General features: G+C 71.0%; 19 protein-coding genes. 7 read left to right on the top strand and 12 right to left on the bottom strand.

Annotated elements, in window-relative coordinates; genetic code table 11:
• Nucleotides 1-9 precede the first annotated feature (9 nt).
• Entirely contained in the window at nt 10-759 is a 750-nt protein-coding gene (gene ureA, locus OG490_RS26340; RefSeq protein ID WP_330298750.1) for an urease subunit gamma, read from the bottom strand.
• A gap of 156 nt (nt 760-915) precedes the next feature.
• Here ureA and OG490_RS26335 point away from each other — a divergent pair, with 156 nt between their 5' ends.
• Nucleotides 916-2,346 (top strand): cytosine permease, encoded by a 1,431-nt coding sequence (locus OG490_RS26335; RefSeq protein ID WP_330298749.1) that lies wholly within the window; start codon nt 916-918, stop codon nt 2,344-2,346.
• 119 nt (nt 2,347-2,465) lie between these two features.
• Here OG490_RS26335 and OG490_RS26330 read toward each other — a convergent pair whose 3' ends face one another.
• The 4 genes from OG490_RS26330 to OG490_RS26315 form a co-directional block, all read right to left on the bottom strand.
• Nucleotides 2,466-3,566 carry a branched-chain amino acid aminotransferase gene (locus OG490_RS26330; RefSeq protein ID WP_330298748.1) on the bottom strand — a complete coding sequence of 367 codons (1,101 nt, stop codon included), beginning with the start codon at nt 3,564-3,566 and terminating at the stop codon, nt 2,466-2,468.
• Between the two features lie 231 nt (nt 3,567-3,797).
• Nucleotides 3,798-4,838 carry a 3-isopropylmalate dehydrogenase gene (locus OG490_RS26325; RefSeq protein ID WP_330298747.1) on the bottom strand — a complete coding sequence of 347 codons (1,041 nt, stop codon included), beginning with the start codon at nt 4,836-4,838 and terminating at the stop codon, nt 3,798-3,800.
• 104 nt (nt 4,839-4,942) lie between these two features.
• Nucleotides 4,943-5,077 carry a hypothetical protein gene (locus tag OG490_RS26320; protein ID WP_330298746.1) on the bottom strand — a complete coding sequence of 45 codons (135 nt, stop codon included), beginning with the start codon at nt 5,075-5,077 and terminating at the stop codon, nt 4,943-4,945.
• A gap of 261 nt (nt 5,078-5,338) precedes the next feature.
• Nucleotides 5,339-6,223 carry a LysR family transcriptional regulator gene (locus OG490_RS26315; protein ID WP_330298745.1) on the bottom strand — a complete coding sequence of 295 codons (885 nt, stop codon included), beginning with the start codon at nt 6,221-6,223 and terminating at the stop codon, nt 5,339-5,341.
• A gap of 100 nt (nt 6,224-6,323) precedes the next feature.
• Here OG490_RS26315 and OG490_RS26310 point away from each other — a divergent pair, with 100 nt between their 5' ends.
• Nucleotides 6,324-7,337, top strand: coding sequence for an NADP-dependent oxidoreductase (locus OG490_RS26310; RefSeq protein ID WP_330298744.1), 1,014 nt, complete (start codon nt 6,324-6,326; stop codon nt 7,335-7,337).
• A 119-nt stretch (nt 7,338-7,456) separates the two neighbouring features.
• Nucleotides 7,457-9,487: a phosphocholine-specific phospholipase C gene (locus OG490_RS26305; protein WP_330298743.1), complete on the top strand. Its 2,031-nt coding sequence runs from the start codon at nt 7,457-7,459 to the stop codon at nt 9,485-9,487.
• Here the strand turns inward: OG490_RS26305 and OG490_RS26300 are convergent.
• Together OG490_RS26300 and OG490_RS26295 are read right to left on the bottom strand one after the other, a co-directional pair.
• The gene (locus OG490_RS26300) at nt 9,484-10,038 is read right to left on the bottom strand and encodes a GNAT family N-acetyltransferase (protein WP_330298742.1); all 555 of its coding nucleotides are present in this window, start codon (nt 10,036-10,038) and stop codon (nt 9,484-9,486) included. The genes OG490_RS26305 and OG490_RS26300 overlap by 4 nt on opposite strands.
• A complete protein-coding gene (locus OG490_RS26295) occupies nt 10,035-10,598 on the bottom strand; it encodes an SMI1/KNR4 family protein (protein ID WP_330298741.1) in 564 nt (187 codons plus the stop codon). Before OG490_RS26295 ends, OG490_RS26300 begins: the two co-directional genes overlap by 4 nt.
• A 129-nt stretch (nt 10,599-10,727) precedes the next feature.
• Here OG490_RS26295 and OG490_RS26290 point away from each other — a divergent pair, with 129 nt between their 5' ends.
• Together OG490_RS26290 and OG490_RS26285 are read left to right on the top strand one after the other, a co-directional pair.
• Nucleotides 10,728-11,429, top strand: coding sequence for a nitroreductase family protein (locus tag OG490_RS26290; protein ID WP_330298740.1), 702 nt, complete (start codon nt 10,728-10,730; stop codon nt 11,427-11,429).
• A gap of 73 nt (nt 11,430-11,502) precedes the next feature.
• Complete coding sequence (locus OG490_RS26285) at nt 11,503-12,426, top strand: quinone oxidoreductase family protein (RefSeq protein ID WP_330298739.1); 924 nt, start codon at nt 11,503-11,505, stop codon at nt 12,424-12,426.
• A gap of 84 nt (nt 12,427-12,510) precedes the next feature.
• Here OG490_RS26285 and pruA read toward each other — a convergent pair whose 3' ends face one another.
• Together pruA and OG490_RS26275 are read right to left on the bottom strand one after the other, a co-directional pair.
• Nucleotides 12,511-14,142, bottom strand: a complete 1,632-nt coding sequence (gene pruA, locus OG490_RS26280) for an L-glutamate gamma-semialdehyde dehydrogenase (RefSeq protein WP_330298738.1) — start codon at nt 14,140-14,142, stop codon at nt 12,511-12,513.
• Nucleotides 14,143-14,201: 59 nt separating this feature from the next.
• A complete protein-coding gene (locus OG490_RS26275; RefSeq protein WP_330298737.1) occupies nt 14,202-15,128 on the bottom strand; it encodes a proline dehydrogenase family protein in 927 nt (308 codons plus the stop codon).
• A gap of 201 nt (nt 15,129-15,329) precedes the next feature.
• Here OG490_RS26275 and OG490_RS26270 point away from each other — a divergent pair, with 201 nt between their 5' ends.
• Nucleotides 15,330-16,598: a PucR family transcriptional regulator gene (locus OG490_RS26270; RefSeq protein WP_330298736.1), complete on the top strand. Its 1,269-nt coding sequence runs from the start codon at nt 15,330-15,332 to the stop codon at nt 16,596-16,598.
• A 44-nt stretch (nt 16,599-16,642) separates the two neighbouring features.
• Here OG490_RS26270 and OG490_RS26265 read toward each other — a convergent pair whose 3' ends face one another.
• A complete protein-coding gene (locus OG490_RS26265) occupies nt 16,643-17,233 on the bottom strand; it encodes a TetR/AcrR family transcriptional regulator (protein ID WP_330298735.1) in 591 nt (196 codons plus the stop codon).
• Nucleotides 17,234-17,366: 133 nt separating this feature from the next.
• On the opposite strand from OG490_RS26265, the gene OG490_RS26260 reads away from it, so the two are divergent.
• A complete protein-coding gene (locus OG490_RS26260; RefSeq protein WP_330298734.1) occupies nt 17,367-18,902 on the top strand; it encodes an MFS transporter in 1,536 nt (511 codons plus the stop codon).
• Nucleotides 18,903-18,985: 83 nt separating this feature from the next.
• Here OG490_RS26260 and serA read toward each other — a convergent pair whose 3' ends face one another.
• Both serA and ilvC read right to left on the bottom strand, forming a co-directional pair.
• Nucleotides 18,986-20,575, bottom strand: coding sequence for a phosphoglycerate dehydrogenase (gene serA, locus OG490_RS26255; protein ID WP_330298733.1), 1,590 nt, complete (start codon nt 20,573-20,575; stop codon nt 18,986-18,988).
• A gap of 275 nt (nt 20,576-20,850) precedes the next feature.
• Nucleotides 20,851-21,852: a ketol-acid reductoisomerase gene (ilvC, locus tag OG490_RS26250; RefSeq protein ID WP_330298732.1), complete on the bottom strand. Its 1,002-nt coding sequence runs from the start codon at nt 21,850-21,852 to the stop codon at nt 20,851-20,853.
• Between the last annotated feature and the right edge of the window lie 75 nt (nt 21,853-21,927).

The following is a 21,927-nucleotide window of genomic DNA, read 5'->3' as shown; positions in this document are numbered from 1 at the left end:
TCTGCTTGCTCACGCCTGGTCTCCGTCCGCGACGTCCGCGACGTCGGCGACGTCGGCGATCTCGGTGATCTCAGTGATCTCGGTTCCGAGGTAGCCGCAGGCCGCCGCGCGGCGCAGGGCTTCGGCCTTCGCGCCGGGCGCGTCCAGCGGTCCGTCGACCAGCCCGGCGAAGCCGATGGCGATGCGGTCCCCGCCGATGGGGACGAGGCCGACGTCGCCCTCGCCGTGCGGGTCGAACCGTACGGACGAGCCCGCCGGTACGCACAGGCGCATGCCGTACGCCGCCGCGCGGTCGAAGTCGAGGCGCGGGTTGGCCTCGAAGAAGTGGAAGTGGGAGGTGACGCTCACCGGCACGGAGGCGGTGTTGCGCACGTGGAGGTGGACGGTGGGCTCCGGCTGGGGGGCGCCGGGGCCGGGCACGACCGCGCCGGGGGCGTTCTCGCCCAGTCCGAGGGCGCCCCGGATCGGGGAGGAGACCACGGCGAGGCGGGATCCGTCGTCGAAGACGGCCTCCACGTGCACCTCGGTGACCACGTCGCTGACGCCGGGCAGGACGTCGTCCGGGCCCAGCACGGAGCGGGCCTCCTCGATGGCCTCCGCCAGCCGCTTGCCGTCGCGCGCGGCCTCGCAGACGGTGTCCGCGATGAGCGCGGTCGCCTCCGGGACGTTGAGTTTGAGTCCGCGGGCCCGTCGGGCCCTGGCCAGTTCCGCAGCGCTGCGGAGCAGCAGCCGGTCGCGCTCCGTAGGGGTCAGCCGCACGCCGATCCACCACCCTTTGAGTCGATGGGTTAGAGCATCACTCTAACTCTTCATTTCTCCGCAATGAAGCATTGACCTGGGACCAGGCCTTAGGTCACATTGAGTGTCGCTCAAACAATGCTTTGCCACCCCCCGCCCTGCCAAGGGAGTCCCCCCATGCCCATCGAACAGCGCGGAGTCGACACCATCCCGGAAGAGGAGCGAACGAGCGGTCCCCGTGACCTGATCTCGATCCTCCTCGGCTCCAATCTCTGCCTCGGTGTGATCGTCTTCGGCTGGCTGCCCCCGTCCTTCGGACTGGGTCTGTGGCCGTCGCTCACCGCCATCGTGACCGGCACCGTCGTCGGAATCGCCGTCACCGCGCCGCTGGCCCTCGTGTCCCTGCGCACCGCGACCAACCTCTCCACCTCCAGCGGAGCCCAGTTCGGCGTACGCGGCCGGCTCGTCGGCTCCGTGGTCGGTCTGCTGCTCTCGCTCGGCTACACCGCCCTGACCCTGTGGATCGGCGGCGACGTCATGGTCGGCGCGCTGTCCCGGCTCACCGGGCTGCCGGACACCGGCGTCTCCCGGGCCGCGATGTACGGCGTGCTCGCCGCGTGTACCGTCGTCGGAGCCGTCTTCGGCTACCGGCTGCTGCTGCGCATGAGCAAGGTGCTGTCCATCGGCATGGTGATCCTGCTGGCCATCGGCATCTACGCCTACGCCCCGGACTTCACCGCCGCCGCGCCCGTGGACACCTACCTGCTGGGCTCCTTCTGGCCGACCTGGCTGCTCGCCGCCGTCGCCGCCGGACTCAGCGGGCCCGTCGCCTTCATCACCCTGCTCGGCGACTACACCCGCTACATCTCGCCCGCGAAGCACAGCTCCCGCAAGGTGCTCTGGGCCACCGGCTTCGGCCTGCTGATCGGCCTGCTGATCCCGCAGCTCTTCGGCACCTACACCGCGCTGGCCGCCCGCGCCGGCGCCGAGGACTACGCCGGTCCGCTCGTGGCCGCCTCGCCGCTCTGGTACCTGGTCCCGCTGCTCGTCGCCGCCGCGGCCGGCTCGGTGGGCAACGCCGGGCTGATGCTGTACTCCATGGGCCTCGACCTCGACGCGATCGTCCCCAAGGCCACCCGCACCAAGGCCACCGTGATCGCCGCCGCCGTCGCCACCGCCTTCGTGTTCATCGGTTCCTTCGAGTGGAACGTCCAGTCCGCGATGACCTCCTTCGTGCTGGTGCTGACCGCGATCGGCACCCCGTGGGCCGTGATCACCCTCACCGGCTACGTCCGCTGCCGCGGGCAGTACGACGCCGACGCCCTCCAGGTCTTCAACCGCCGCTCGGTGGGCGGGATCTACTGGTACCGCAACGGCTGGAACCTCAAGGCCACCCTCTCGTGGGCCATCGGCGCGGGCGTCGGCCTGCTCGCCGTGACCACCCCGTTCTACGAGGGCCCGCTGCTGGCCCTGACCGGCGGAGTGGACTGCTCCTTCGTCCTCTCCGGCCTGGCCGGCGGCCTGGTCTACGCGGCCCTGACCGCCGGCGAGAAGGCCCCCGTCACCGCCGGGGCCCCCACCGCCTCGGAGGAGCCGGTGGCCGCGTAGCGGCCGGTCCCACCCCAGCACACCTCGCGGGATCCCCGGCAGGGCTCCCCGTACGCACGAAGGCCCGTACCCCTCGATCCAGGGGGTACGGGCCTTCGTGCGTACGGGGAGGGCGGCTGCTAGCCGAGCGGGTGCATCCAGCCGTGGGTGTCGGCGGCGTGGCCGGTCTGGAGGTCCAGGAGCGCCTTGCGGAGCTTCATGGTGACCTCGCCGGGCTCGCCGTTGCCCTGGGTCCAGTTGGCGCGCTCGGACTTGACCGAGCCGACCGGGGTGATAACGGCGGCGGTACCGCAGGCGAAGACCTCGGTCAGGGTGCCGTTCTCGTTGTCGCGCTTCCAGTCCTCGGTGGTGATCCGGCCCTCTTCGGCGGTGTAGCCCAGGTCGCGGGCGATGGTGAGGAGGGAGTCGCGGGTGATGCCCGGAAGGAGCGAGCCGGTGAGCTCGGGGGTGACGATGCGCCGGGTCCCGTCCTCGTCCGCGTAGACGAAGTACAGGTTCATCCCGCCCATCTCCTCGATCCAGCGGTGCTCGACGGCGTCGAGCCAGACCACCTGGTCGCAGCCGTGCGCGGCGGCCTGGGCCTGCGCGACGAGGGAGGCCGCGTAGTTGCCGCCGGTCTTGGCCGCGCCGGTGCCGCCCTTGGCGGCGCGGACGTACTCCTCGGAGAGCCAGACGGAGACGGGCTTGACCCCGCCGGGGAAGTACGCGCCCGCGGGCGAGGCGATGACGATGAACAGGAACTCGTTGGCCGGGCGCACGCCCAGGCCGACCTCGCTGGCGAACATGAAGGGCCGCAGGTACAGGGAGGCCTCGCCGGAGTCCGGCACCCAGTCGCGGTCCTGCTTGATGAGCGCGTCGCAGGCGGCGATGAACAGGTCGGCCGGCAGCTCCGGCATCGCCATGCGGCGGGCGGAGGACTGGAAGCGCTCGGCGTTCGCCCGCGGACGGAAGGTGGCGACGGTGCCGTCGGGCTGCTTGTACGCCTTGAGGCCCTCGAAGATGGTCTGCGCGTAGTGCAGGGTCATGTTCGCCGGGTCCATCGACAGCGGCGCGTACGGGACCAGCTCGGCGTCGTGCCAGCCGCGGCCCTCGGTCCACTTGACCGTGACCATGTGGTCCGTGAAGTGGCGGCCGAATCCGGGGTTCGCCAGGATCGCTTCGCGCTCCGCGGCGGACAGGGGGTTCGAGGAGGGCTTCAGCTCGATCGTGGGCGTCGTCATGAGTGCTTGTCCTTCACCGGTTGTGTATGGCGGACCGCGCTCACGGCGTACTAGGACGTCCGAGCTTCCCCGTATTCCGCGGCCTCGCGTTCGATTATCGCGCGGGAGGAGGCTTCGGTGAAACGGGGTGATTGCGGCCCAGGGGAGATGGTGGCACCCGGGGCCGCACAGGAAAAGCCGCCGGGTGCGGTGGTCGCGACCCGGCGGCTTCCTTGAGGTGGGGCTACCGGGTCAGCCGGCTACTCGCGCGGCGAGGGCGTCGCCGATCGCGTCGGTGGAGCGGAAGGTGCCGTCGCGCTCGGCGAGGTCGGCGGAGACCGCGTCCTCGATGCGGACGGCCTGGGCCTCGTAGCCCAGGTGGCGCAGGAGGAGGGCGACCGAGAGGATCGTCGCGGTCGGGTCCGCCTTGCCGGTGCCGGCGATGTCCGGGGCCGAGCCGTGGACGGGCTCGAACATGGACGGGAAGGCGCCGGTCGGGTTGATGTTCCCGGAGGCGGCCAGGCCGATTCCGCCGGTCACGGCGGCGGCCAGGTCGGTGAGGATGTCACCGAAGAGGTTGTCCGTGACGATGACGTCGAAGCGCTCGGGCTGCGTGACGAAGAAGATCGTCGCGGCGTCGACGTGCAGGTAGTCGGTGGTGACCTCGGGGTACTCCTGGCCGACCTTGTCGAAGATGTTCTTCCACATGTGGCCCGCGTACACGAGGACGTTGTTCTTGTGGACCAGCGTCAGCTTCTTGCGCGGCCGGTCGTTGGCCCGCTCGTACGCGTCACGGACGACGCGCTCGACACCGTAGGCCGTGTTGATGCTGACCTCGGTGGCCACCTCGGCCGGGGTGCCGGTGCGCAGGCTGCCGCCGTTGCCGGTGTACGGGCCTTCGGTGCCCTCGCGGACCACGACGAAGTCGATCTCCGGACGGCCGGCGAGCGGGGTGGCCGTGTTGGGGAAGAGCTTCGACGGGCGCAGGTTGATGAAGTGGTCGAAGGCGAAGCGGAGCTTCAGCAGCAGACCGCGCTCGAGGACCCCGGACGGGACCGAGGGGTCGCCGATGGCGCCCAGCAGGATCGCGTCGTGGTGCTTGAGGGCTTCGAGCTCCGCTTCCGGGAGGGTCTCACCGGTGCGGTGCCAGCGCTGGGCGCCGAGGTCGTATTCCTTGGTCTCCAGCTTCACATCCTGGGGCAGGACCGCGGTAAGGACCTTGAGGCCCTGAGCCACGACTTCCTGGCCGATGCCATCACCGGGGATCACTGCGAGATTGATGCTGGTCGACATGGTGGAACCGTACTCCTTGTCCCATCCCTCAGACATATCGCGTCCACTATGTGGACGCGATATGTCCGGGGCCGGGCATGGCCGCGCCTGCCCGGGGGGTGTGCTCAGTGGCCGGTCGAGCCGCCGTTGTCGCGCCGGTCCAGCGCCCGCTGCAGGGCGGCGGCGGCGTTCTTGCGGTCGGCGTCCGCAGCTGCGGAGCGGCGGACACGGCGGGCAGTGGTGGTGGAGGTGTGCGTCATGGTGATCGACTCCTTGAGATCACGGCGTGGCGGGGCCACGGATGAGGGGTTCCTTCAAGGCGCCGGATGAGGCGGGGAGCGGTGCGCGACAGGGGTTGCCTGCCATGGGGCGCGCGCTCTCGACCGCCATTCGCCTGATCGGCGAGACGTTCGGCTTCTACAAAGCTAGGGCAGCTCCCGCTGTATGTCCCCGCAATTACTCGGACTTCCTAGTATCTGAGACGACGAACCGCCCGGAAGGCCGCTTCCAGGGCCTCCATTTCAGCCGTTCACGGCACGGAGTTCCCTGATCAGAGCCCTTACGGCGAGGGTGGCGGCAGATTCCGGCGTGGTGACGTACCCCACGCGTCTCACCGGCCCCTCCGGGCCCAAACCGGTGACATCGACGGCTCCGGTCGCCTCCCGGAGGGACAGCTCGGGCATGATCGCCATGCCGAGCCCCCGGCCGACCATGGTCAGCACCATCGCGTCGTCCTCCGCCTTGACCGTCGCCCGCGGGATCCAGTCCTGCGCCAGCCACCAGGCACGCGTGTAGGACCCGCAGTTCTCGTCCCAGTCCATCAGCGGCAGCGCCCTCGGGTCGGGATGCCCGGCCGGATGCACCAGGGCGTACGCCTCCTCCAGGAGCACCCCGCTCAGCAGGCCGGGCGGTAGGCCCTGCGCCACGCCCAGGGTGGCGATGCCGAGGTCCGCGCGGCCCGCGGCGACCTCCCCGGCCGCCCCTGCGCCGATCTCGCGGACCACCCGTACCTCCGGGCGGATGCCGGGGTGCAGGGCGGTGAGCCGCCCCAGGACGGGCGGCAGCAGGTGCAGGGCCGCGCTGCGGAACGCGGCGATCCGCAGCACGCCCTCCACGGCGTCCCGGTCCGGCGCGGCCCGGCCCGCGCCGCGCGCCTCCGCGCCCATGACCTCGTAGAGCCGCAGGATCCGGCGGGCGTGGCCGACGGCCCGCTGGCCCGCCGGGGTGGGCGAGGCTCCGGTCCGGCCGCGCTCGAAGAGCACCGCGCCGAGCTTGGCCTCGCTGCCGCGCACCGAGTGCGAGACGGCCGACTGGGTGAGTCCGAGCGAGGCGGCCGCGGTGGAGAAGCCGCCGCTCTCGGCGACGGCGACCAGGACCCGCAGTTCCTGCGGGAGGAGCTCGGCCACGCGGCCCTCACCTCGTTCTATGAGCGTCATTCATGTGTGTGCGGCTTCCATGAGCCAAACCCCCTGCCCGGCCCGGTGATTCCCTCCTAGCGTCGGCGCCATGACCACGAACACCGCTCACGCCGTCCACCAGATCGCCCGTCCGTCCGGCTTCCCCGCCGCCTCGGACTTCGCCTACGTCCGGACCCCCGTCCCCGAGCCGCGGCCCGGTACCGCCCTGGTGGAGAACCTGCTGCTCTCCGTGGACCCGTACCACCGCGGGCTGATGGACGGCGGCGAGGGCGGCTTCGAGCTCGGCACCCCGCTGGAGGGCCGCTCGGTGGGCCGGGTCCTGGCCTCCCGCGACCCCGGACTCGCCGAGGGCGACCTGGTCTTCCACCGCGAGGGCTGGCGCACCCACGCCCTCGTCACCCTGGGCACCGGCGGCACCCGCAAGCTGCGCGGCCACGAGGGCGTCCCGCTGGAGGCGTACCTCTCCATCCTCGGCGGCACCGGCCTGACCGCCTACGCCGCCCTGACCCGCACCGCGGCCCTGCGCGAGGGCGAGGACCTCTTCGTCTCGGCCGCGGCCGGCGGGGTCGGAACGGCCACCGGCCACATCGCCCGGCTCCTCGGCGCCCGCCGGATCATCGGCAGCGCGGGCTCGGCGGCGAAGGTCCGCCACCTCACCGGGACCCTCGGCTTCGACGCCGCCTTCGACTACCACGACGGGCCGGTCGGCGAGCAGCTCGCGAAGGCGGCACCCGGCGGCATCGACGTCTACGTGGACAACGTGGGCGGCGACCACCTGGAGGGCGCGATCGACGTGCTGCGCGAGTTCGGCCGGATCGCCTGGGCCGGCGGGATCTCGATGTACAACGGCGACCGCTCCCCCGCCGCGCCCCGAAACCTCTTCGAGGTCGTACACAAGTCGCTTCGCCTGGAAGGGGTATTGGTTCGAAATCACACCAATCTGCAGGACGAGCTGGAGGACCTCCTCGTCCCGCACCTGCGCAGTGGCCGGATCGGTACCGACACCACCGTTGTACAGGGATTCGATCACACGGTGGACGCCTTCCTGGGCATGTTCCGCGGGGACAATCTGGGCAAGATGCTCGTACGCATCAAAGCCTGATTCCAGCCACCCGGATGTTCACCGAGTTCTTACCGCACGGCTGTAGACCTTTGAGCCGGGTGCCGCCACGCTTGCCGTCAATGTGCCAGCGGGGCACTTGAGTTGGAGGCGAGTAGCCAGTGACACCGATCAGCCGCAGAGGATTCGTGGGAATCGGCGCCGGGCTGATGGCAGGGGCCGCCCTGCCCGCGATCGCGCCGACGTCGGCGGCCGCTGCCGCCGCGTCCGGCACGATCACCGATGTGAAGCACGTGGTGATCCTGATGCAGGAGAACCGCAGCTTCGACCACTACTTCGGCAAGCTGAAGGGTGTCCGCGGCTTCAGTGACCGCGCCGCCGGCAACATCCCGGGCGGCTGGGGCACGTTCAACCAGCCCAACTGGGGCGGCCGCCAGTACCCGTGGAAGCTCAGCGACACCCCTGCGGTGGGCGGGGTGGACGGCGAGACCCTCGCCCAGTGCAACGGCGACCTCCCGCACAGCTGGACCTCGCAGCACGCGGCCTGGAACAAGGGCCGCATGGACAACTTCGTCACCGGCGTCGGCAACACCCGCACCCTGGGCTACCTCGACCGCGGCGACATACCGTTCCACTACGGCCTCGCCGACAACTACACCATCTGCGACGCCTACTTCTGCTCCACCCTGAGCGCGACCGGCCCCAACCGCACCTTCCTGTGGAGCGGCAAGGTCGACTCCGGCAGCAAGGACGGCGGCGACGAGTCCGGGCTGACCTGGGAGACGTACGCCGAGGCCCTCCAGCGTGCCGGGATGAGCTGGAAGGTCTACCAGAACGCCCAGGACAACTACGGGGACAACGCGCTCGCCTACTTCAAGAAGTTCACGGACGCCAAGCCCGGCAACCCCCTGTGGGACCGCGGCATGGGCTCCGTCCCCAAGGTCACCGGCTCCACCCCCGACGACATCGCCGCCGCCATCCGCGCGGACGTGGTCGCCGGCACCCTCCCCCAGGTCTCCTGGGTCGTGGCGAACGAGGCCTTCTCCGAACACCCGTACGCCCCGCCCGGCGACGGCGCGCACTTCGTGGACCTGGTCTACCGCGCCCTGTCGGCGAACCCCGAGGTCTTCGACTCCACCGTCCTCTTCCTCAACTACGACGAGAACGACGGCTTCTTCGACCACGTCCCGCCGCCGGTCGCCCCGCCCGGCACCGTCGGCGAGTACATCGACGGCGTCCCGATCGGGCTCGGCTTCCGCGTCCCGATGATCGTGATGTCCCCGTGGACCCGCGGCGGCTGGGTGAGCTCCGAGGTCTTCGACCACACCTCGGTACTGCGCTTCATGGAGACGTGGACGACCGCCCTGGGCACCCAGGCGCTGTGCCCCAACATCAGCGCCTGGCGCCGCAAGGTCACCGGCGACCTGACGGGCGTCTTCGACTTCGCGCACCCGGTCTACGGGGTCCCCGCGGGCCTCCCGTCCACGGCCAAGGTCATCGGCCAGGCGACCTGCGGCCCGCTCACCAACCCGGCGCCGCAGGACAACGCACAGCCGGCGCAGGAGGCCGGGACGCGGCCCGCGCGCGCCCTTCCGTACCAGGTGAACGGAAACCTGGACCGCTTCGAGTTCGGGGCCTCCGGCAAGATCCTGGCCTGGTTCTCGATGACGAACGCGGGCGCGGAAGCCAAGTCGGCGGCGCACTTCTCGATCCACCCGCACCAGTACCGGGACACGGCCGCCTGGCAGTACACGGTCGACGTCGGCGCCACGTCCACGGACTACTTCAACATCGGCTCCGGCAGCGGCTCCGGCAAGTACGACATCTCGATGTACGGGCCGAACCGCTTCCTGCGCCGCTTCATCGGCGACGCCTCCAAGGCCGGCAAGTCGATCGAGGTCGCGTCCCGCTTCGCGGTGGAGCCGAGCACGGGCAAGACGGCGATCTACTTCAAGATGACCAACACCTCGGCCTCGCCGGTCACCTTCACCATCCGCCCGAACGCCTACCGCACGGACGGCCCGTGGACGTACACCGTCCCGGCGAACTCCTTCCGCGAGGACTACTTCAACGCGGTCGCCTACAGCAACGGCTGGTACGACTTCACGATCCTGGCCGACTCCGACGGCACCTGGTCGCGCCGCTACACGGGCCACATCGAATCGGGCGCACCGAGCATCAGCGGCAGCTAAAGAACGTCGCCGTCGCGCCAGTCGAACCACAGCGGCCCGGTGGTGGGATCGAGCAGCACCCCACCGCCGGGCGGCGTCCACACGTACGTCGACCCCTCCTCCTCGGGCAGCCGCTCGGGCCCACCGGGCCCGAGCACCCCGATCTCCCCGCCCCACACCCGCCAGCCGCGGCCCGCGTACAGCCGGGCCCCGTCGGCGGAAGCGCTGAGCGCCCCGAGCACGTAGGCCCGCCCGACGACCCCCTCGGCCGCCTCCATCACCACCCCGCCGAGCCCGCACCGCCGCCGGTCGCCCCGCACCGCCACGGCCTCGACGTACCCGGTGCGCAGCGCCCGCCCGGCATGCAGCACCCGCCGCTGCACGACGCTCCCGTGCGCGACGAGCTCGCCGCCCTCGTGCACCAGCACGTGCATCCCGCCCAGCGCGTGCTCGAAGTCCTCGTCCCCGAACTCCCCCGCGAAGGCCCCGCCGAGCAACTCCCGCACCCGCCGCAGCTCCCCCTCGGAAAGCTGCGCGGTGTGCCGCAGGAACACGTCCCGCCCGCCGTTCATCGCGCCTCCTCCAGCCAGGCGGTGTACCACGCGCGGAAGTCGGGGCTCTCCGGCACGCAACTGCCGAAGTCCTGGTCCAGGTGCCAGACCTGGCCGGCCAGAGGTCCGTTGAGGACGAGCCGCGAGTACATCCCGCAGCCGTGGTCGGCGAGTACGAGCGTGCCGAGCGTCAGTCCCTCGTCCGGGTCGAAGGTCCGGCCCTCGTCGAAGGGCCGCGGCTCCAGCAGAGGGCAGGGGGCCGCCATTCGGCCCGGCCGGCGGTCGTCCTCCCACTCCCCCTGCGCGGCCCCGTCCGCATCGGCCCCCGGGTGCGGGGTGGTCAGCGGCATCAGCCCGTACGCGGGACCGGCCGGACCGTCACCCACGGTCGCGAGGAACGAGCGGTACTCCGCAGGCAGCCTGCACCGGTGCTCCGCCTCGAAGGCTCGGATCTCCGCCTCGGAGAGCGGCGCGGCCAGCTCGTAGCGGTGGCTCGCGGCCCCGTGGCGGGCGGCACCCGGATCCTCCGAAGCCATCTGCCGCAGCCTCGCCCGTACGGCCCGTGCGTCCCAGTCACCCATCCCGGGACCGTACCAAGCGGGCTCCCCCGCCACCCGGCTCCGCTATGCGGACAGCAAATATCGACCACCGGCCGGATTCGGCCGACGCGGGTATGGCGGTCTGGACCATTGCCTCGGCAGACTCGCCCCATGTCTCCCGATACCCAGCAGTGGACCCCGATCCACGGCCAGCCGTACCGTTCCGCCCCCTACCGGCCCGAGCGGATGCCGGCGCAGGAATCCCTCGCGCGCGCCGCCGAGTTGCGGGCGCGGATGGACGAGCGCAGGACCGTACGGCACTTCTCCCCCGACCCGGTGCCCGAGCAGGTGGTCCGGGACGCCATCGCGTGCGCCGCGACGGCGCCCTCGGGGGCGCACCAGCAGCCGTGGACCTTCGTCCTGGTCAAGGACCCGGCCGTACGGGAGCAGATCCGGGCGGCCGCCGAGCAGGAGGAGCAGCTGTCCTACGACGGCCGCCTCGGCGACGAGTGGCTCGCGGCCCTGCGCCCGATCGGCACGGACGCGGTGAAGACCCACCTCACGGACGCCCCGGCCCTGATCGTGGTCTTCCAGCAGCGCTACTGGCTCGGCGAGGACGGTACGAAGCACAAGCACTACTACGTGGACGAGTCGGTCGGCATCGCGGTCGGCATGCTCCTGTCCGCGCTCCACCTGGCGGGCCTGGCCGCCCTGATCCACACGCCGAGCCCGATGCGCTTCCTCTCCCACGTCCTGAACCGCCCCGAGAACGAGAAGGCCTTCGCGGTCATCCCGGTCGGCTACCCGTCGGACGACTGCGAGGTCCCGGACCTGGTCCGCAAGTCCCTGAACCAGGTCCTGGTGGAGGTCTAGGGCGCCGCGTCGCGGGGTTGCCGCGCGAAGTTACCGTGGGACGTCGTACAAGATCGACAACGGGAGGTCCCGCGTGCTCCGCATCCGCTACGAGGTCAACGGCGGCCCGGAAGTCCTCTTCGCCGAGGACGCCGCCGTACCCGAGCCGGGACCCGGTGAGGTGCTCCTGCGGACCGAGGCGATCGGGGTGACCCTGCCCACCGTCCGCAAGGTCCGGGAGGGCAGCGAGCCGATGCCGTTCGGCGGCGAGGTCGCCGGGCGCGTGGCCGCCACCGGCGAGGGGGTCACCGCCTTCGCCGTGGGCGACCGCGTCACGGGACTGTGCTTCGCCGACGCCTACGCCGAGTTCGCCGTCCTGAACACCGCGATGGCCTCCCCGATCCCGGACGGCGCGAGCGCCGTGGAGGCGGTCGCCCTGGTCCGCAGCGGGCTGGTGGCGCGCGGCGTCCACGAGGCCGCGGGCGTGCGGCCCGGGGAGTCGGTCCTGGTCACGGCGGCCGCCAGCGCCGTGGGGACGCTCGCCCTGCAGTTCGCCAGGGCCGGCGGGGCGGGTCGCGTCGCCGCCGCCGTCAGCAGCGCCGACAAGGCGGAGTTCGTACGGGGCCTGGGCGCCGACGAGGTCGTCCTGTACGGGGACGCCGACTGGGGAGGCCCGTACGAGGTGATCCTCGACGGCGTCGGCGGAGACCTGCTCGGCCCCGCCGTCCGGGCGCTGGCCACCGGCGGCCGGCTGGTGGCCTTCGGTTCGGGCGGCGGCACGGTCGAGGCGTACGAGCTCCTGCTCCGCGGCGCCTCGGTGATCGGCTTCCAGATGCGGGCGATCGCCACCGGCAAGCCCGCGCTGTACGAGCGCTGGCGGCGCGAGCTGTGGGAGCTGCGCGACGCGGGCACCCTGCGCACCGCCGTGCACGAGGAGATCCCCCTCGCCGAGGCGGCCCGGGCGCATGCCCTGATCGAGCAGCGCCGCAACCTCGGCAAGGTCGTGCTCGTCCCGTAGGGCCGCGGCCGCCGGGAAATGGAAACCGCCCCCGCTCCGGACTTGGGGGTACCGGAGCGGGGGCGGGGTTCGATGGGGCCGGGGTCAGCCCATGTGGGGGTAGCCGTACTCGGTCGGCGGGACCAGGGTCTCCTTGATGGAGCGGGTCGAGGTCCAGCGCTGCAGGTTGGTCGCCGCGCCCGCCTTGTCGTTGGTGCCCGAGGCGCGGCCGCCGCCGAAGGGCTGCTGGCCGACGACGGCGCCGGTCGACTTGTCGTTGATGTAGAAGTTGCCCGCCGCGAAGCGGAGCTTCTCCATCGCGTCGGCGGCCGCGTAGCGGTCCTGCGCGATGACGGCGCCGGTCAGGGCGTACGCCGAGACGGACTCCATCTGCTCCAGCATCGCGTCGAACTCGGCGTCCTCGTAGACGTGGATCGCCAGGATCGGGCCGAAGTACTCGGTCGTGAAGACCTCGTTCGACGGGTCGGTGCAGGCGATGACGGTCGGGCGGACGAAGTAGCCCTTGGAGTCGTCGTACGTGCCGCCCGCGACGATCTCGCAGGTCGGGTCGGCGATGGCCCGGTCGATGGCGGCCTTGTTCTTCGCGAAGGAGCGCTCGTCGATGACCGCGCCGATGAAGTTCGTCAGGTCGCGGACGTCACCCATGGTGATGCCGTCGACCTCGGCCGCGAAGGCCTCCTTGAAGCCGTCGTTCCAGATCGAGGCCGGGACGTAGGCGCGCGAGGACGCCGAGCACTTCTGGCCCTGGTACTCGAAGGAACCGCGGGTCAGGGCGGTCTTGAGGATCGCGCGGTCCGCGGACGGGTGCGCGACGACGAAGTCCTTGCCGCCGGTCTCGCCGACGAGGCGCGGGTAGGACTTGTACTTCTCGATGTTGGTGCCGACCGTCTTCCACAGGTACTGGAAGGTCTTGGTCGAACCGGTGAAGTGGATGCCCGCGAGCTCCGGGTGGGTCAGCGCCACGTCGGAGACGGCGATGCCGTCGCCGGTCACCAGGTTGATGACGCCCTTGGGCAGGCCGGCCGCTTCCAGCAGCTCCATGAGGAGGACCGCGGAGTGGGTCTGCGTCGGGGAGGGCTTCCAGACGACCACGTTGCCCATCAGGGCGGGGGCGGTCGGCAGGTTGCCGGCGATGGCCGTGAAGTTGAACGGGGTGATCGCGTAGACGAAGCCCTCGAGCGGGCGGTGGTCGCTGCGGTTCCACACGCCGGCGGAGTTCGCGCCGGGCTGCTCGGCCAGGATCTGGCGGGCGAAGTGGACGTTGAAGCGCCAGAAGTCGACGAGCTCGCACGGGGTGTCGATCTCGGCCTGCTGCGCGGTCTTGGACTGGCCGAGCATGGTGGACGCGGCCAGCTTCTCGCGCCACGGACCGGACAGCAGCTCGGCGGCGCGCAGGATGATCGCGGCGCGGTCGTCGAAGGACATCGCGCGCCAGGCCGGGGCGGCGGCCAGGGCGGCGTCGACGGCTTCCTGGGCGTCGGCCTGCGTGGCGTTCGCGTAGGTGCCGATGACCGCCTTGTGGTCGTGCGGCTGCACGACGTCGAAGCGCTCGCCGCCGCCCATCCGCTTGACGCCGTTGATGGTCATCGGGAGGTCGATCGGGTTCTCGGACAGCTGCTTGAGCTGCGTCTCGAGGCGCGCGCGCTCCGGGGTGCCGGGGGCGTACGAGTGGACCGGCTCGTTGACCGGCGCGGGGACCTGGGTCACAGCATCCATGGGGCTGGTAACTCCTTGAGCTGGGGGGAGGAGGAGGGGCCTTGAGCTGGCGGGGGTGCCTAGTTCTTGGTGATCATCGAGCGGAGGAAGAAGAGCAGGTTGGCCGGCTTCTCGGCGAGGCGCCGCATGAAGTAGCCGTACCAGTCCGTCCCGTACGCCGTGTAGACGCGCATCCGGTGGCCCTCCGCGGCCAGCCGCAGGTGCTCCTCGCCGCGGATGCCGTACAGCATCTGGAACTCGTACTCGTCGAGCTTGCGCCCCGCCTGGCGGGCGAGCTCCTGGCCGATGGCGATCAGGCGCGGGTCGTGGGACCCGATCATCGGGTAGCCCTCGCCCTCCATCAGGATCTTCATGATGCGGACGTACGCCTTGTCGATCTCGGCCTTGTCCTGGTACGCGACCTCGGCGGGCTCCTTGTAGGCGCCCTTGACGATCCGTACGCGGCTGCCCGCGGCGGCCAGGCGCCGGGCGTCGGCCTCGGTGCGGAAGAGGTACGCCTGGATCACGCAGCCGGTCTGCGGGAAGTCGCGGCGCAGCTCCTCGTGGATGGCGAACATCGAGTCGAGGGTGGTGTGGTCCTCGGCGTCCAGGGTGACGGTGGTGCCGATGGCGGCGGCGGCCTCGACGACCGGGCGGACGTTGGCGAGGGCGAGCTCGTGGCCACCCTCCAGCGCCTGGCCGAACATCGACAGCTTCACGGACATCTCGACGGTCTCGCCGAGGCCCAGGTGGGCGAGCTGCTCGATGAGCTGGAGGTAGGCGTCGCGGGCGGCGTGCGACTGCTCCACGGCGGTGATGTCCTCGCCGACGACGTCGAGGGTCACCTCCAGTCCCTTGCCCGTGAGGTCCTCGACGATCGGGATGACCTGATCGACCGTCTCACCGGGGATGAACCGGTTCACCACGGGCTTGGTCACCGGGGCGGCGGAGACGATGCGGCGCATCTTGTCGCTGCGTGAGGCGGCGAGGATCACGGGACCCAGCACGGGTACCTCCAACGGGTGGCGGGCAGAAGCCGACAAAAGGCCGATGCCGGGGCGACGGCGGCCATCAGGAAAACGTAAGTAAAACCACCGTGAAACCTAGGGATCTCCACGATCCTCTGCCATCGACAGCTGTCACGCATCCGTGGCCCGGATCTCATACATCTGTCTGAAGACCCGGTCGCGAGGTGGGAGAATGTCCGCGTGAAGGGCGATTACCAGGACCTGGTCGACGAGATCTCGGCGCTGCTCGGCGCTCCGGCGACGCTGGAGAACCGGGACTTCCGCCTCATCGCCTTCGGCGCGCACGACAGCGACGACGACTCGGCCATGGACCCCGTACGGACCCGCTCGATCCTCACCCGCCAGTCCACCGCGGCCGTCCGGTCCTGGTTCGAGGGCTTCGGCATCGCCCGTGCCTCCGGCCCCGTCCGGATCCCGGCGGCCCCGGAGGCCGGGGTCTTCCGGGGCCGGATCTGCCTGCCGGTGCGCTACCGCGGGATCGTCCAGGGCTACGTGTGGCTCCTCGATCAGGAGCCCGGCATCGACGCGGGGGCGCTGGCCGCGGCCATGGAGGTGGCCCAGCGGATCGGGATCCTCCTCGCGGAGGAGGCCCGCGCGGGGGCCGACCTGTCCCGGGAGTTCCGCGCGGTGCTCACCGCCGGGCGCGGCTGGCAGCAGGACATGGCGGTGGCGGCGCTACGGGTGGCACTCGGTCCCGGTGCCGACGGACCGCACGCGGCGGTGTGCGTGAGCCCGTGGCCCGGGGAGGCTCCGGCATCGGTCCCCGGCGCGGCGGCGGTCTGCGTGGCCCCCTGGCGGGCAGTCGCGGAGGAGGAGCCCGGCGCCGGCGCGGACGGCCCGGCCGGCGGCAGCGGCCCGTCCGGGCGTTCGCTGGCGGTGCTGGTCCGGCTCCGCGGCACGGACGCCCTGGCTCCGGCCCTGACGGCCGTCTCCCGCCTGCTCCCCCGCGCGACGGCGGGGACGGGCACCACCGGAGCAACCCCTGGGGCCACCCCCGGGACCACCATCGGGGTCACCGCCGGGGTCACCGCCGGGGTCACCGCCGGGGTGTCCGATCCCCTGCGGACCCTCGCCGGGCTGCCGACGGCCTGGCAGCAGGCCGCCGCGGCGGCGCGGGCCGCCATCGCGCAGCCGCGCCTCGGACCGGTCGCGCAGTGGTCCGCGATCGGGCCCTACCGGATGCTGGCCTCCGTGACCGCGGAGGCCCTGGACGACCCGGCGGCCCGCACCCTGCTCGGCCCCGCCCACACCGAACTGGCCCGGACCGCCGAGGTGTTCCTGGACTCCGCCGGGCAGGCGGGCCGCGCGGCGGCGGCCCTGGGCATCCACCGTCAGACCCTGTACTACCGCCTCGCCCGGGTGGAACAGCTGACCGGCCTGGACCTGGACGAGGGCGAGGACCGGCTGTTGCTCCACATGTCCCTCAAGGCGGCCCGGCTGCACGGGTAGTTCCCTGGCGGGCGGGTGGTTCACGACCAGGAAGCCGGCTCCGCTCAGCCCGCGTCCGGCGTCTTCGCCTTCGCCATCGCCTCCACTGCCCGCCGCATCCCCTCGGTCAGGTCCGCCGGGCTCGCGGCCGACGCCGGATCGAAGAGCCACTGGAGCATGAACCCGTTGAGCAGGGCCTGGTAGAAGACGCCGGTCGTCCGCAGGTCGTCCTCGGTCACCTCCTCCTCGGGCACGCCGGTGAACATCGAGATCAGCCCCTTGCGCCCCTCCCCCTGCGAGGCGGCGAGCAGTTTCCGCAGCTCCGGCAGCCCCTCCCGGGTCAGCGCGACCTCCATGCTGGCCGCCCAGATCGGGCCCGACTCCTCATGTCCGGCGTGTACCCCCTCCCACACGGAACGGAAGCGCTCCAGCGAGCCGCCCTCACCTTCCACACCGGCCGTGAACCCGTCGCCCCACTGCTCGACCAGGGCGATGAACGCCTGCGTCAGCAGGGCGTCCTTGGAGCCGTAGTGATAGCCGATGGAGGCCAGATTCGCGCCCGAGGCCTTGACGATGTCGCGCGCGGTCGTGCGCACGAAACCCTTGTCGACCAGGCACTTCTTGGCGCCTTCCAGCAGATCTTCGCGATGTCCCATGGCTCCACGGTAGCAAGACATCCGTATAAGACAACTGTCCCACACAGCCGTCCCATGCCCCCACGGAGGGCGCTCCCAAAAATCTATACAGCCGTACTAGACAGATGTTTATGACGCTTGTACATTACTGCTCATGACGAACCCCGCAGCACGTCTCGCCGGTCGCCGGGAATGGATCGCCTTCACCGTTCTCGTGCTCCCCCTGCTCCTGGTCTCGATGGACGTCTCCGTCCTCTACTTCGCCATCCCGGCCATCACCCGGGAGCTCGACCCCAGCTCCACCCAGCAGCTCTGGATCTTCGACAGCTACGCCTTCGCCCTCTCCGGCCTGCTGATCACGATGGGCTCGCTCGGGGACCGGATCGGCCGCCGCAAGCTCCTGCTGATCGGCGCGGCGGCCTTCGGACTCGCCTCCGTCGCCGCGGCCTACGCCACCAGCGCCGAAATGCTCATCGCGGCCCGCGTCCTGCTCGGCATCGGCGGCGCGACCCTGATGCCCTCCACGCTCGCCCTGGTGCGCAACCTCTTCCAGGACGACAAGCAGCGCGGCAAGGCCATCGCCATCTGGTCCGGCGCCATGACCGGCGGCATCGCGCTCGGTTCGGTGCTGAGCGGCGTGATGCTGAACCACTTCTGGTGGGGCTCCGTCTTCCTGATCAACGTGCCCGCGATGCTGCTCCTGCTCGCCCTGGTCCCGGTGCTGGTCCCCGAGTTCAAGGACCCGGCCCCCGGCCGCTTCGACCTGCTGAGCGTGCCCCTGTCCATGGCCGCCGTACTGCCGGTGGTCTACGGCCTCAAGGAGATCGCCGCCGAGGGCTTCAGCCCGCTCTACGCCGCCTGCATCGCCGCCGGCCTGGCCTTCGGATACGCCTTCCTCCGCCGCCAGCGCACCCGTGACGACGCCATGGTCTCCCGGGCCCTCTTCCGGGTCCGCGGCTTCGGCGCCGGCATCGGCCTGAACACCATCGCCGCCTTCGCCATGATGGGCTCGGCCTACTTCAACACCCAGTACCTGCAGTCGGTGCTCGGCATGGGCACCCTCGAAGCCGCCCTCTGGAGCCTGGCGCCGTCCCTCCTCATCGGCGCCGCCGCCCCGGTCAGCGCCGTGCTCGCCCAGAAGACCGACCGGGCCTACGTCATCGCCGGCGGCTTCGTCCTCGCCGCCGCCGGGTTCGCCCTGATCAGCCTGGTCGCCGTCGACTCCCTGTGGCTGCTGCTGACCGGCGCCGGCGTCCTGGCCAGCGGCATCGTCACCGTGATGTCCCTGGTCTCCGACATGGCGCTCGGCGCCGCCCCCGCCGAGAAGGCGGGCTCCGCCGCCTCCCTGCTGGAGACCGGCCAGGAGTTCGGCGGCGCCCTCGGGATGGCCGTCCTGGGCAGCCTCGGCACCGCCGTCTACCGCTCCGACCTCGCGGACTCCGAGCCCGCCGTACGGGAGACCCTGGGCGGAGCCGTCGCCACGGCGCAGCAGCTCGGCGGCGCACCGGGCGAGCAGGTCCTGACCCTGGCCCGCGAGGCCTTCGTCCACGGAATGCAGTACGCGGCCTGGGGCGGTACGGTCCTGCTCCTCGCGGCGGCGGTGCTCGCCACGGTCCTGCTGCGGGGCCGCGCAGCCCCCGCCCCGGCCGGGGCGGAGCGGGCCGCGGGCGGCGAAGCCCTCGCGCACTGAGCCCCGTAGAGGACGAGGCGCCGTACGCACGAAAGGGCCCGGGGAAACCCCCGGGCCCTTCGCGTATGACTACTGGCGGTGGATCAGCCGAGGCTGACCGTGCGGGCCGAGACGGCGCCGATCTCGGTGGAGATGTCCGCGAGGACGTTCACCGGAACCTCGGCGTCGACGGTGAGGACGACGAGCGCCTCGCCGCCCTCCTCGGCGCGGGCGACCTGCATGCCCGCGATGTTCAGGCCGGCCTCGCCGAGGATGCGGCCGACGGTGCCGACCACGCCCGGACGGTCGGTGTAGCGCAGGACGACCATGTGGTCGGCGAGCGCCAGGTCCACGTCGTACTCACCGATGCCGACGATCTTCTGAAGGTGCTTCGGGCCCACGAGCGTGCCGGAGACCGACACTTCCGAGCCGTCCGACAGGGTGCCGCGGACGGTCACCACGTTGCGGTGGTCCGGGGACTCCGAGGAGGTGGTCAGACGGACCTCGACGCCGCGCTCCTGCGCGAACAGCGGGGCGTTGACGTAGGAGACCGTCTCGTCGACGACGTCCTCGAAGACACCCTTGAGCGCGGAGAGTTCGAGCACCTTGACGTCGTGCTGGGTGATCTCGCCGCAGACCTCGACGTCGAGACGGACCGCGACCTCGCCCGCCAGCGCGGTGAAGATGCGGCCGAGCTTCTCGGCGAGCGGCAGGCCCGGACGGACGTCCTCGGCGATGACGCCGCCCTGGACGTTGACCGCGTCCGGCACGAGCTCGCCGGCGAGCGCGAGGCGCACCGACGTGGCGACCGAGACACCGGCCTTCTCCTGGGCCTCGTCCGTGGACGCGCCGAGGTGCGGGGTGCAGACGACCTGGTCGAGCTCGAACAGCGGGGAGTCCGTGCAGGGCTCCTTCGCGTACACGTCGAGACCGGCGCCGGCGACGCGGCCCTCCTTGAGGGCCGAGTACAGCGCGGCCTCGTCCACGATCCCGCCGCGGGCGGCGTTGACGATGCGCACGGACGGCTTCACCTTGTGCAGGGCCTCGTCCCCGATGAGACCGAGGGTCTCGGGGGTCTTGGGCAGGTGCACGGTGATGAAGTCGGCGACCTCGAGGAGCTCGTCCAGCGTCAGCATCTTGACGCCCATCTGGGCGGCGCGCGCGGGCTGCACGTAGGGGTCGTACGCGACGATCTTCATGCCGAAGGCCGACATCCGCTGGGCGACCAGGACGCCGATGCGGCCGAGGCCGACGACACCGAGGGTCTTCTCGCTGAGCTCGACGCCCGTGTACTTGTTCCGCTTCCACTCGCCGTTCTTCAGCGCGGTGTTGGCCTGCGGAATGTAGCGCGCGGTGGCGACGAGGAGGCCACAGGCCAGCTCGGCGGCGGTGACGATGTTGGAGGTCGGGGCGTTCACGACCATCACGCCGGCCTTGGTGGCGGCGGAGACGTCTACGTTGTCCAGACCGACTCCGGCGCGGGCGACGACCCTCAGCTTCTTCGCGGCGGCGATGGCCTCGGCGTCGACCTTGGTCGCGGAGCGGACCAGGATGGCGTCTACGTCCGCGATCGCGGGGAGCAGCTCAGCGCGGTCGGCGCCGTTGCAGTGCCGGATCTCGAAATCCGGGCCGAGCGCCTCGACGGTCGCCGGCGACAGCTCTTCGGCAATGAGTACGACAGGTTTCGAGCTCACGTGGGTCCTCACAAGTCCAGTGCGGACGGCCGTCCCGACGGCCGCAGGCGGTGGAGGGGGTAGCCGCGTGGAAGACGCACGACACTGTGGGCCTGACGCGTTGTGTTGAGCAGTGTAGTGGCGGAATCGGGAAGGATTTCCGCCGCTACGGAAGGATCACCCGTCCGTGATTGGCCGGGGTGGACAAGCGGGCCTCCGAGAGGCCGCATTCCGCGTGCAGGTGGTGCGGTGCGCAGGGGCCGGGACGCACCGTCCCGGCCCCTCCACGTGCGAGATCAGCTCTCGTCGTTGTCGACCCAGCTCATGAGCTTGCGGAGCTTCTTGCCGGTGGTCTCGAGCAGGTGGGCCTCGTCGGCCTTCTTGTACTCGTTGTACTTCGGCAGGCCGGCCTTGTACTCGGCCATCCAGGTGTTGGCGAACTCGCCGTTCTGGATCTCCGCGAGGACCTTCTTCATCTCGGCCTTGGTGGCGTCCGTGATGATGCGGGGACCGGTGATGTAGTCGCCCCATTCGGCGGTCTCGGAGACCGACCAGCGCATCTTCTCCAGGCCGCCCTCGTACATCAGGTCCACGATGAGCTTCAGCTCGTGCAGGCACTCGAAGTACGCGATCTCCGGCTGGTAGCCGGCCTCGGTCAGGGTCTCGAAACCGGCCTTGACCAGAGCCGAGGCACCACCGCAGAGAACGGCCTGCTCACCGAACAGGTCGGTCTCGGTCTCCTCGGTGAAGGTGGTCTTGATGACACCGGCGCGGGTGCCGCCGATGCCGGCCGCGTAGGAGAGCGCGAGCTGGAACGCGGAACCGGTGAAGTCCTGCTCGACGGCGGCGATGCAGGGCACGCCGCGGCCTTCCTCGTACTGGCGGCGGACCAGGTGACCCGGGCCCTTCGGCGCGACGAGGGCGACGTCCACGTTGGTGGGCGGCTTGATGAAGCCGTAGCGCACGTTGAAGCCGTGACCGAAGAAGAGCGCGTCGCCCTCGTTGAGGTGCTGCTCGATGGACTCGGCGTAGATCTCGGCCTGGAGCGGGTCCGGCGTCAGGATCATGATGACGTTCGCCCACGCGGCCGCCTCGGCGACGGGCAGGACCTTCAGGCCCTGCTCCTCGGCCTTGGCCTTGGACTTGGAGCCCTCGTGCAGACCCACGACGACGTCGACGCCCGAGTCACGGAGCGACAGCGCGTGGGCGTGGCCCTGGCTGCCGTAACCGATGACCGCGACCTTGCGGTTCTGGATGATGGACAGGTCGGCGTCGTTCTCGTAGAACAGCTCGGCCACTGGGAACTCTCCTTGATGCGCTGGTGTTGCTCCCACCGTACGGCGGGGAACGGAATGGGTGTTTCTCGGTCTCGC

This window comes from Streptomyces sp. NBC_00503, assembly GCF_036346895.1.
GTDB lineage: Bacteria > Actinomycetota > Actinomycetes > Streptomycetales > Streptomycetaceae > Streptomyces.
Note: the sequence above shows the minus strand (reverse complement) of the source record. Positions and strands in the feature narration are given on the sequence as shown.

Bases quoted from the DNA above. Each gene is read 5' to 3' on its own strand.
- OG490_RS26330 (WP_330298748.1), bottom strand. From the start codon at position 3,566: ATGACGACGCCCACGATCGAGCTGAAGCCCTCCTCGAACCCCCTGTCC.
- OG490_RS26325 (WP_330298747.1), bottom strand. From the start codon at position 4,838: ATGTCGACCAGCATCAATCTCGCAGTGATCCCCGGTGATGGCATCGGC.
- OG490_RS26320 (WP_330298746.1), bottom strand. From the start codon at position 5,077: ATGACGCACACCTCCACCACCACTGCCCGCCGTGTCCGCCGCTCCGCA.
- OG490_RS26265 (WP_330298735.1), bottom strand. From the start codon at position 17,233: ATGGGACATCGCGAAGATCTGCTGGAAGGCGCCAAGAAGTGCCTGGTC.
- OG490_RS26335 (WP_330298749.1), top strand. From the start codon at position 916: ATGCCCATCGAACAGCGCGGAGTCGACACCATCCCGGAAGAGGAGCGA.
- OG490_RS26290 (WP_330298740.1), top strand. From the start codon at position 10,728: ATGTCTCCCGATACCCAGCAGTGGACCCCGATCCACGGCCAGCCGTAC.
- OG490_RS26295 (WP_330298741.1), bottom strand. From the start codon at position 10,598: ATGGGTGACTGGGACGCACGGGCCGTACGGGCGAGGCTGCGGCAGATG.
- OG490_RS26260 (WP_330298734.1), top strand. From the start codon at position 17,367: ATGACGAACCCCGCAGCACGTCTCGCCGGTCGCCGGGAATGGATCGCC.
- pruA (WP_330298738.1), bottom strand. From the start codon at position 14,142: ATGGATGCTGTGACCCAGGTCCCCGCGCCGGTCAACGAGCCGGTCCAC.
- OG490_RS26310 (WP_330298744.1), top strand. From the start codon at position 6,324: ATGACCACGAACACCGCTCACGCCGTCCACCAGATCGCCCGTCCGTCC.
- OG490_RS26300 (WP_330298742.1), bottom strand. From the start codon at position 10,038: ATGAACGGCGGGCGGGACGTGTTCCTGCGGCACACCGCGCAGCTTTCC.